This is a genomic window from Enterobacter sp. CCUG 70166 (assembly GCF_020224095.1).
Taxonomy (GTDB): Bacteria; Pseudomonadota; Gammaproteobacteria; order Enterobacterales; family Enterobacteriaceae; genus Enterobacter; species Enterobacter intestinihominis.
On the sequence record NZ_NRIQ01000045.1, the window covers coordinates 20,937 to 31,412 of the forward strand.

The 10,476-nt window shown below is 52.4% G+C and carries 9 protein-coding genes and 1 pseudogene; 4 read left to right on the top strand and 6 right to left on the bottom strand.

The window, feature by feature from the left end:
- Nucleotides 1–86: 86 nt before the first annotated feature.
- The gene (exbD, locus tag CKK19_RS19510; RefSeq protein ID WP_023298601.1) at nt 87–512 is read right to left on the bottom strand and encodes a TonB system transport protein ExbD; all 426 of its coding nucleotides are present in this window, start codon (nt 510–512) and stop codon (nt 87–89) included.
- Nucleotides 513–516: 4 nt separating this feature from the next.
- A complete protein-coding gene (gene exbB, locus CKK19_RS19515; protein ID WP_023298602.1) occupies nt 517–1,248 on the bottom strand; it encodes a tol-pal system-associated acyl-CoA thioesterase in 732 nt (243 codons plus the stop codon).
- A 252-nt stretch (nt 1,249–1,500) separates the two neighbouring features.
- On the opposite strand from exbB, the gene metC reads away from it, so the two are divergent.
- Nucleotides 1,501–2,688 (top strand): cystathionine beta-lyase, encoded by a 1,188-nt coding sequence (gene metC, locus CKK19_RS19520; protein WP_063853961.1) that lies wholly within the window; start codon nt 1,501–1,503, stop codon nt 2,686–2,688.
- A 142-nt stretch (nt 2,689–2,830) separates the two neighbouring features.
- Nucleotides 2,831–3,490: a DedA family general envelope maintenance protein YghB gene (gene yghB / locus CKK19_RS19525; protein ID WP_063853962.1), complete on the top strand. Its 660-nt coding sequence runs from the start codon at nt 2,831–2,833 to the stop codon at nt 3,488–3,490.
- A 45-nt stretch (nt 3,491–3,535) separates the two neighbouring features.
- Here the strand turns inward: yghB and CKK19_RS19530 are convergent, their stop codons facing one another.
- Nucleotides 3,536–4,435, bottom strand: a complete 900-nt coding sequence (locus CKK19_RS19530) for an AraC family transcriptional regulator (protein ID WP_063853963.1) — start codon at nt 4,433–4,435, stop codon at nt 3,536–3,538.
- Nucleotides 4,436–4,630: 195 nt separating this feature from the next.
- Here CKK19_RS19530 and yqhD point away from each other — a divergent pair, with 195 nt between their 5' ends.
- On the top strand, nt 4,631–5,794 hold the full coding sequence (yqhD, locus tag CKK19_RS19535; protein WP_063853964.1) for an alcohol dehydrogenase: 1,164 nt from the start codon (nt 4,631–4,633) through the stop codon (nt 5,792–5,794).
- 105 nt (nt 5,795–5,899) lie between these two features.
- Entirely contained in the window at nt 5,900–6,727 is an 828-nt protein-coding gene (gene dkgA, locus CKK19_RS19540) for a 2,5-didehydrogluconate reductase DkgA (protein ID WP_023306942.1), read from the top strand.
- An 87-nt stretch (nt 6,728–6,814) separates the two neighbouring features.
- Here dkgA and CKK19_RS19545 read toward each other — a convergent pair.
- The 3 genes and pseudogenes from CKK19_RS19545 to CKK19_RS19555 all read right to left on the bottom strand — a co-directional run.
- A pseudogene (locus tag CKK19_RS19545) lies at nt 6,815–7,825 on the bottom strand (DUF3362 domain-containing protein); the annotation flags it as partial.
- Nucleotides 7,826–7,939: 114 nt separating this feature from the next.
- A complete protein-coding gene (locus tag CKK19_RS19550) occupies nt 7,940–8,269 on the bottom strand; it encodes a hypothetical protein (protein WP_000140246.1) in 330 nt (109 codons plus the stop codon).
- A 204-nt stretch (nt 8,270–8,473) separates the two neighbouring features.
- The gene (locus tag CKK19_RS19555) at nt 8,474–10,396 is read right to left on the bottom strand and encodes a hypothetical protein (protein WP_052941137.1); all 1,923 of its coding nucleotides are present in this window, start codon (nt 10,394–10,396) and stop codon (nt 8,474–8,476) included.
- Nucleotides 10,397–10,476: the final 80 nt, after the last annotated feature.

Consider the following 10,476-nt stretch of genomic DNA (forward strand, 5'->3'; position numbering starts at 1 on the left):
TGGTTCGCCCGGCGGCGCTAGCCTGAGATTGTAGGCCGGGTAAGGCGAAGCCGCCACCCGGCACGGAAGGCGGCTTCGCCTTCGTTTTACTTCGCGGCCGCTTTCTCTTCGCCGACCAGGCCAATCTTCAGGTATCCCGCCTGATGCAGCGTGTCCATTACCTTCATCATGGTTTCATAATCGACGGTTTTATCCGCGCGGAAGAAGACGGTGGTGTCTTTCTTGCCGCCGGTCAGCTGGTCCAGCGCCGGAATAACCGAGGCATCCGTCACCGGATCGTTGCCCAGGAACATGGACTTATCGGCCTTCACGGACAGGTAGACAGGCTTTTCCGGACGCGGCTGCGGCTGGCTGGAGGACGCTGGCAGATTCACCTTCACGTCCACCGTCGCCAGCGGCGCGGCAACCATAAAGATAATCAGCAGAACCAGCATGACGTCGATAAACGGCGTCACGTTGATCTCGTGCATTTCACCGTTATCGTCCAGATTTTCATTAAGACGCATTGCCATACAATCAACCTACGCGCAGTTTGGACGCCGCATGCACCGGTTTAACGGCGCTGGCGTTCAGGTCCAGATCGCGGCTTTGCAGCAGCAGAACCTGCGCGGCAACGTCACCCAGTGTGGCTTTGTAACTGCCAATCATGCGCGCGAAGATGTTATAGATAACTACCGCAGGGATAGCGGCAACCAGACCGATAGCCGTTGCCAGCAGCGCTTCTGCGATACCCGGCGCGACGACCGCAAGGTTAGTGGTCTGCGTCTGGGCGATACCGATAAAGCTGTTCATGATGCCCCAGACGGTACCGAACAGGCCGACGAACGGGGAGATAGCGCCGATAGTCGCCAGGTAGCCGTTACCGCGGCCCATATGACGACCCACGGCCGCAACGCGACGCTCCAGACGGAAGCCGGTACGCTCTTTAATGCCTTCGTTATCTTCACTGCCTGCGGAGAGTTCCAGCTCGTTCTGCGCTTCGTTCACTAACAGGGTAGTCAGGCTTTTCGCATGGAAGGATGAGGTGATATCAGAAGCCTGATCCAGAGAGCGGGCTTCCGCCAGCTGCTTCTGCTCACGCTTGAGGCGGCGTTTTTGTGAAAGAAGTTCGGCGCTCTTGCTGAAGAAGATAGCCCAGGTGATCACGGACGCCAGAATCAGGCCGATCATCACAACCTTAACGACGATGTCAGCATGTTGATACATGCCCCAAACGGAGAGATCCGTCTGCATCAAATTATTACCCACTCTGTATCTCCAGGACGCAAATCACACAATCTGAACGTAATAATATCAAAACGTCGTCGAATTGATAGTAGTTCTCATTAGTATTTACATAGTGCCGTAATTTTCGCTCACTTTCCTTGCGCTTACGCAGTAAAAATTTCTTATGCGAATATTTGATAATATTTTCTGCTTATTCGATAAGCATCCGGATGCACATTGTGACAATCGTGGTAGTCTGGACGTCCAGACGTATAAAAAATAGGGTTAGCGAACATGACTAAAAAGCAGCTTGAGACCACGCTGGTGCAGGCAGGACGCAGTAAAAAATACACCCAGGGCTCGGTCAACAGCGTGATCCAGCGTGCCTCCTCGCTGGTGTTTGATACCGTCGAAGATAAAAAAATCGCCACGCGTAATCGCACGAAGGGCGGGCTGTTTTACGGTCGCCGTGGCACGTTAACCCATTTCTCGTTGCAGGAAGCCATGTGCGAACTGGAGGGCGGCGCGGGCTGCGCGCTGTTCCCGTGCGGTGCGGCGGCGGTCGCCAATACCATTCTGGCGTTTGTTGAACAGGGTGACCACATCCTGATGACCAATACCGCCTACGAGCCAAGCCAGGACTTCTGCACCAAAATACTCAGCAAGCTCGGCGTCACCACCAGCTGGTTCGATCCGCTGATTGGGGCCGGTATTGCCGGGCTTATTCAGCCCAACACGCGCGTTGTGTTCCTGGAATCTCCCGGCTCCATCACCATGGAAGTGCATGATGTCCCGGCCATCGTGAAGGCGGTGCGCAGCATAGCGCCGGAAGCGATCATCATGATCGACAACACCTGGGCGGCAGGTGTGCTGTTTAAAGCCCTGGAATTTGACATCGATATCTCCATTCAGGCGGCGACCAAATACCTGATTGGCCACTCAGACGGCATGATCGGTACGGCGGTATCTAATGCCCGCTGCTGGGAGCAATTGCGTGAAAACGCCTACCTGATGGGCCAGATGGTGGATGCCGATACCGCCTACATGACCAGCCGGGGCATCCGTACGCTCGGCGTGCGTCTGCGTCAGCATCACGAAAGCAGCCTGCAAATTGCTCAGTGGCTGGCGCTGCATCCGCAGGTGGAGCGCGTTAACCATCCGGCGCTGCCGGGCAGCAAGGGCCACGAATACTGGCAACGTGACTTTACGGGCAGCAGCGGGTTGTTCTCATTTGTTCTTAAGAAGCGCCTGAATGACGCCGAGCTGGCAAGCTATCTGGATAACTTTACCCTCTTCAGCATGGCCTATTCATGGGGTGGGTTTGAATCGTTGATCCTGCCCAATCAGCCGGAGCAGATTGCGGCCCTGCGCCCGGGCGGCGAGGTGGACTTCGAGGGGACCTTAATCCGCCTGCATATCGGGCTGGAAAATGTGGACGATTTAATTGCGGATTTATCGGCAGGATTTGAGCGCATCGTGTAAAGTGCTGGCTGACATGTACTCCCTGGACGCTATTCTGAACACCGCAAGCAGAAAAGTCTGTATGAGATGCGCCTGCGATCAACCCCGACAGGCAAAATTGGGAGTACAATAGCGTTATATCTGCTGTTCCACAGGAAAGTCCATGGCTGTTATTCAAAATATCATCACGGCGCTCTGGCAACACGATTTTGCCGCGCTGGCGGACCCGCATGTCGTCGGGATTGTCTATTTCGTGATGTTCGCGACGCTGTTTCTGGAAAATGGATTACTGCCAGCCTCATTTTTACCCGGTGACAGCCTGCTCCTGCTCGCAGGGGCGTTAATCGGCAAGGGTGTGATGGGCTTCGCACCGACAATGGTGATCCTTACCTCTGCGGCCAGTCTCGGCTGCTGGCTGAGCTACCTGCAAGGGCGCTGGCTTGGAAACACCCGCGTGGTGAAAGGCTGGCTGGCGCAGCTGCCGCATAAATATCATCAGCGCGCGACCTGCATGTTTGACCGTCACGGCCTGCTGGCGTTGCTTGCCGGGCGTTTTCTGGCGTTCGTTCGCACCCTGTTGCCTACCATGGCGGGTATTTCAGGCCTCTCTAACCGCCGCTTCCAGTTCTTCAACTGGCTGAGCGCTCTGCTCTGGGTGGGCGTGGTCACCACGCTCGGCTACGCGCTGAATATGATCCCCTTTGTTAAGCGCCATGAAGACCAGGTGATGACTTTCCTGATGATCCTGCCGATTTTCCTGCTGGTTGCAGGGCTGGTGGGGACCATTGCGGTGGTGATCAAGAAAAAGTATTGCAGCGCATAAATAAAAGCCGGGTGGCGCTACCGCTTACCCGGCCTCCGTTTCCCCTCACGCTCCCTGCATGGTTCTGATACGTGACGCATCTTCCCCCGGCGTGACGCCGAAGTAACGCTTAAATTCCCGACTAAACTGCGAAGCGCTTTCATACCCGACCCGCATCGCCGCGGCGCTGGCCTTCATGCCATCGTGGATCATCAGCATCCGCGCCTTATGCAGACGGTAAGTTTTGAGGTACTGCAACGGCGACGTGCTGGTGACGGATTTAAAGTTATGGTGAAACGCCGAGACGCTCATATTGGCTTCCGCCGCCAGCTGATCAACGCTGAGGTTTTCCGTGTACTGGCTCTCGATGCGCTTCAGCACGCGACTAATGAGGCTGAAGTGCGTTTGCCGGCTTACCAGCGCCAGCAGCGCCCCGCCGCCCGGTCCCAGCAGCACATGGTAAAGAATTTCGCGGATAATCTGCTTTCCGAGAATACGCGCATCCAGAGGCCTTTCCATCACGTCTAACAGGCGTTCAATCGCGCAGAGAATTTCCTCCGATAAGGTCGCGGAGTTGATACCGCTTGCCGCCATCGACGGCCGGAAAAGTTCGTCCTCCCCAATCTCCATCAGCAACTCCTGCAACTGGAGAATGTCGACGTTGACGCGGATCCCGGCCAGCGGTACCACCTCTGTCGCGAAAGTTTCACATTCGAAGGGTAAAGGTACAGTCAGAAGCAGATATTCATTGGTGTCGTAACGGAACACGCGCTCATTGATATAGCCAATCTTATGGCCAGAAAAGAGAAACACGATGCCGGGCTGATACATCACCGGGGTGCGCGTTCCGGGCTGGGTACCGTAGAGCAATCGGATATCCGGCAACAGCTCAGCCGAATCATTTCCGTTATCTATCAGTCTTTTAATCTGCGACGTTAGCTGGCGGCAGATGGCATCACGGTTCATTTTCAGTTACTCCGGGTACGGTTTCCGACGCTGACAGTGTGCGCATTTTCTTACCGTTTCTCCAGCGTGCTGTAGAAATGGGCAAGACATCGGCAGGAATGTGCATTGAGAGGATAGCGCCTGCCCGCCACAATGTGCAGCATCAGGTTGCCTTCTGCGCCACCACGATTTTTTACCCACTACAGGGAACAAGCCATGAACAACTTTAATCTTCACACCCCAACCCGCATTCTGTTTGGTAAAGACGCTATCGCTGACCTGCGCGCGCAAATCCCGACGGACGCCCGCGTCCTGATTACCTACGGCGGCGGCAGCGTGAAAAAAACCGGCGTACTGGATCAGGTTTACAGCGCTCTGGAAGGGCTGGACGTACGCGAGTTCGGCGGTATCGAGCCTAACCCGTCTTATGAAACGCTGATGAACGCGGTAAAAATCGCCCGTGAGGAGCAGATCACTTTCCTGCTGGCGGTGGGCGGCGGTTCCGTGCTGGACGGCACCAAATTCATCGCGGCGGCAGCGCATTACGCTGACGGCATCGACCCGTGGCATATTCTGGAAACGGGCGGCAGCGACATCAGCAGTGCGATCCCGATGGGCTCCGTGCTGACGCTGCCGGCCACCGGCTCTGAGTCCAACAAAGGCGCGGTCATCTCCCGTAAAACCACCGGTGACAAGCAGGCCTTTATGAACGAACACGTTCAGCCCGTGTTCGCGATCCTCGATCCGGTTTACACCTATACCCTGCCTGCGCGTCAGGTGGCGAACGGCGTGGTCGACGCCTTTGTTCACACCGTTGAGCAGTACGTCACTTACCCGGTGAACGCCAAAATTCAGGATCGTTTCGCGGAAGGCATTCTGCTGACGCTGATTGAAGAAGGTCCGAAAGCGCTGAAAGAACCTGAAAACTATGACGTGCGTGCTAACGTGATGTGGGCTGCAACACAGGCACTGAATGGCCTTATCGGTGCAGGCGTGCCACAGGACTGGGCGACCCATATGCTCGGTCACGAGCTGACGGCGATGCACGGCCTGGATCACGCCCAGACGCTGGCGGTGGTTCTGCCTGCGCTGTGGAATGAAAAACGTGACGCTAAACGCGCCAAACTGCTCCAGTACGCCGAACGCGTCTGGAACATCACCGAGGGTTCCGACGATGCGCGTATTGATGCCGCGATTGAAGCCACCCGTCACTTCTTTGAAAGCCTGGGTGTGCCAACGCGTCTCTCTGACTACGACCTGGACGGCAGCTCCATCCCTGCCCTGCTGGCGAAGCTGGAAGCACACGGTATGACGCAGATCGGCGAGCACGGCGACATCACCCTGGACGTCAGCCGTCGTATTTACGAAGCGGCACGCTAAGCGTTTTTAGGATCCTGACTTTCGTTTTTTGACATTTCGTCCAGACTTAATGCACATCACATCGTCGGAGGTTCCCTCCGGCGATGAGCACCTGAAGGAGGAAAAATGGCAAACCAAACCGTAATCAAGCTACAGGACGGCAACGTGATGCCCCAGCTGGGGCTAGGTGTATGGAAAGCCGGTAACGACGAGGTCGTCTCCGCCATTCATAAAGCCCTGGAAGTCGGCTATCGGTCCATTGATACCGCCGCCGCCTATAAAAACGAGGACGGCGTGGGGACCGCGCTTGCCAGCGCTGGCATTCCCCGCGATGAGTTATTCATCACCACCAAGCTGTGGAACGACGATCAAAAGCGTCCACGCGAAGCGTTACAGGAGAGCCTGGAGAAACTCCAGCTCGATTTCGTCGATCTTTATCTCATGCACTGGCCGGTACCGGCTATCGACCATTACGTTGATGCCTGGAAAGGGATGATTGAGCTGCAAAAAGAGGGGCTGATAAAAAGCATCGGCGTCTGTAATTTCCAGGTTCATCACCTGCAACGCCTGATTGATGAAACGGGCGTCGCGCCGGTGATTAACCAGATTGAACTGCATCCGCTGATGCAGCAGCGCCAGCTTCATTCGTGGAACGCCACGCACAAGATCCAGACCGAATCCTGGAGCCCGCTGGCCCAGGGCGGCGAAGGGGTGTTTGACCAGAAAATCATTCGTGAACTGGCGGATAAGTACGGCAAAACGCCGGCGCAGATCGTCATTCGCTGGCATCTGGATAGCGGTCTGGTGGTGATCCCGAAATCGGTCACGCCATCGCGTATCGCCGAGAACTTCGACGTCTGGGATTTCCGCCTGGATAAAGACGAGCTGGGTGAGATTGCGAAGCTGGATCAGGGCAAGCGGCTTGGGCCGGACCCGGATCAGTTTGGCGGGTAGTTTCCCCTCACCCTGCCCTCTCCCCGGAGGGGAGAGGGTTAGACCTGTAGGCCCGGTAAGCGCAGCGCCACCGGGCATTTTACAGGTTTAACCGGTCTTACGTTTTACGTTCTTCTTCGTTCCCGCAACACCGTTCGAACGCTGATGCACAATTGGCGTGTGCTTGGTCAGCGCCGGGCGCGTATTGCGGTTCTGGCGGCGCGCTTCGCGCATCTCTTCCAGCGTTGGCGCAGGCACCAGGCAATCACGACGCGAGCCGATCAGGTGCTTTTTCCCCATCTCTTCCAGCGCCTGACGGATCAGCGGCCAGTTTTTCGGGTCGTGATAGCGCAGCAGCGCTTTGTGCAGACGGCGCTGTTTATCCCCTTTCGGCACCACCACGTCTTCACTCTTATAGCCAATCTTACTTAGCGGGTTTTTGCCGGTGTAATACATGGTCGTCGAGTTAGCGAGCGGCGACGGGTAGAAGTTCTGCACCTGATCCAGACGGAATCGACGCTGCTTCAGCCACAGCGCCAGGTTCACCATGTCTTCATCCCGGGTGCCGGGGTGCGCGGAGATGAAGTATGGGATCAGATACTGCTCTTTCCCCGCCTGTTTTGAAAAGGTATCAAACAGCTGTTTAAAGCGGTCATAGCTGCCCATGCCCGGCTTCATCATTTTGGACAGCGGGCCCTCTTCGGTGTGCTCCGGGGCGATCTTCAGATAACCGCCCACGTGGTGCGTCGCCAGCTCTTTGATGTAGCGCGGATCTTCCACCGCAATGTCGTAACGCACGCCGGAGGCGATCAGGATCTTCTTGATGCCTTTCAGGTCACGGGCGCGACGGTAAAGGTTGATCGTCGGCTCGTGGTTGGTGTCCATATGCTCGCAAATGCTCGGATAGACGCAGGAGAGACGACGACAGGTCTGCTCAGCGCGCGGCGATTTGCAGCGCAGCATGTACATGTTAGCCGTTGGGCCACCCAGATCGGAGATTACGCCGGTAAAGCCCGGGACCGTGTCGCGAATGGCTTCGATCTCGTTAACAATCGACTCTTCGGAACGGCTCTGAATAATACGACCTTCGTGTTCGGTGATCGAACAGAGCGAGCACCCTATAATTCTGATCATTTAGAAATTTTTTTGCGTTTAAAATCAATGAATTGAAAGATTTCATTTTTCTAAGTCTGATAAAACAGATGAAAACCCAACTGACTATACTCATAAAACTCAATCTTTGCGCTGCTGTACGATACCAGTAATTACAGGCGCCGAGTTTAACATCATGAAAAGTAGCCCAATAATGAATGACGCAACGCCAGCTGCGGTGCCTAACTTCTGACTGAACACCATTGAAACAAAGTACATATTTGGGATAAAAACGGACATAGCAATCACGAAAAGTAACTTATTCAGATAATTATTTATTCGGGTCTTAACCTCAACTCTATCATAAAAAGCCATCGAAACGTAAGCAGTTATCAGTGAATAAAAAGACCATGTCATATAGTTAACCGATTCATTAAATGCCTCTCGCAAAAGCAAAGCACTTTCTGTCATTCCCTACCTCATTAAATCAATAGAAAATAAATCTGAATAATTTATTTTTAAAAGAAAAGAACACAACATAACTTCAGTAGTTATGATTAATCCCTGAATGATTATTTCTTAGCAAGATATAACATGCTTAATGTATATCAGGCAATAAAAAAACTCCCAAAGACCACCGCTGTGGTCTTCAGGTATAGGATTTAAAGAACGAACTCAGTCCGGAAACGTATCACTATCTTCTGTAACGTCCGCTTTCTCTGGTAACATTCTGTTTTTAATATACTGTGAATTCCTGCAGATGAGAGGAAAAATCTCCGAGTTATTCATTATACAACTCGTTGCCGTACGGGCGTCCTCCGGAGACCATGATGAAAATGAAAACGTCTGACGGTCAAGCCATTGAGACAATAATACATTATCAACAGAAGCGCTAAACAGCGCCGCAATAGCCCTGCGTTCAACGGCCTTCTCAGGTTCAATAAACGACAACTCATTATGAAAACGGGTAATAATCGCAATACGGCTGTCAATACGAATATGTCTTTCAAGTAAGACATCGTGCAACTCATCAAGTACAGTCTCTCTCTGGGTATCGTCGAGGCAAGACCACAGGAAATGAATGTTCTCGGCATTTGTGACAACGTCTGGCTCTGCATCACGGAACCATGATGCAAAGATACCCACACTACCTTCCATCCGGATATGCTGCCCCTGAAGTTGCATTTGTTCAAGGATAAAGCGCATGTTCACAGGAAGAACCGTAAAACACTCAATAAGCCTTTCAGAAGAACTAAATACTCCACATGCCAGGGCGTTCAGCTTTTTCTTCAAAATATCAAACTGCTCACCTGACTGATATACGTCATGGAGAAATACTGGACCCATAGCATTCACATCAGACTCAATTATTTTCTCTGACAGTGCTTTTTGACGCTCTCGCACAAATATTAAAAGAGAGGTTGCATTTGTAGCTTCTTTGATGACGTCATACTGACCTTTAACAAAGCTCAGGACAGGTATATTCACCAGAAGACCTAAATCAACAATCCTGCCAACAGCATTTTTGATGTACGGCAGAACATTTTTATCCTTAAGTGCTATAAAGATACTCTCGGCAGTACGTAGATAACGAAGATATGCAGCCAAAGCCAGGTCAAACCGTTCCTCACCAATATGTTCACTGTACGACTCGATACCGGCATAGTTACCATGGAGCACCATGTGAGCAACAGCCTGTGCAGCAAATTCCGCAGGGAAGAGATTCCTCGTCGCCGTATTATTAAGATAATATTGATTTAAAACATTATTATTCCAGTCCGGGCTCAGAACAATTTTTCTGAAATGGATAACGTCCTCAACAACCTGACGATTTTTAAGCGTCATTATTGCAGAGCTAACCTGAGCCCCACCTGTACCATCATTCTTTCCAATTACGTTCTGTACCGCCTTCGATGCAATATTGATATGCCGGATAATTCCCGGATTAAAAAGGTCTATCTGAGGTTGCTCAGCTCCATAGCGTAACATCTCCTCCCGACCGTGATTTCCGATATCTAGTGTGCCAATTTTCAGGTTTGACAAGGTCTCTTCATTATTGACAAGGTATTCCACATAAAATACGCCATCTACAAAATTCTCCATTTTATTCAGTAGTGATTCACCGGCCAGAACAGAGTATGAATCAGCTTCCTGCAGCAACGTCTGCGTGGATTCAGCCTCCAATTTTTCTGAATCCTGAATTTCATCAAGTTTACTCACAATAAACGATATTTGCCTTTCGACGAAAGGCTCTAGGCTTATCCGCCCGTCAGCCATCAGTTTCTGCAGACTCAATACGAAACCTTCATCATTCTTTTCTCTGAGTGAAACAGCATAACTCTGATTCAGCATTTGCACTGCGACTTTGAGTTGCGGTTCGGCGAGAGCCTGACACTTCTCATCCATCCGGCTATAAGAAACCAGCCAGTCTCGCATCTGAATATGTGGTGCCACTCGCTGCCATGCTTCAGCGAAACCCCACAAGGCCGTCAGTTCTTCAAGCCGTGGGATATTTATAGCACCAATCGCGTCTTTAAGAGGCGTATCAAGCAACTCGCTCCTGGCAAGCTCCACCGTGGACTGATAGTGGATGCTCATCAGAAATTCGCTCCATCTTTCTGTATCGTTATTAAAAATTCGGGATATTTGTTGATAAGTTAGTGAAGTGGTTTACTGAA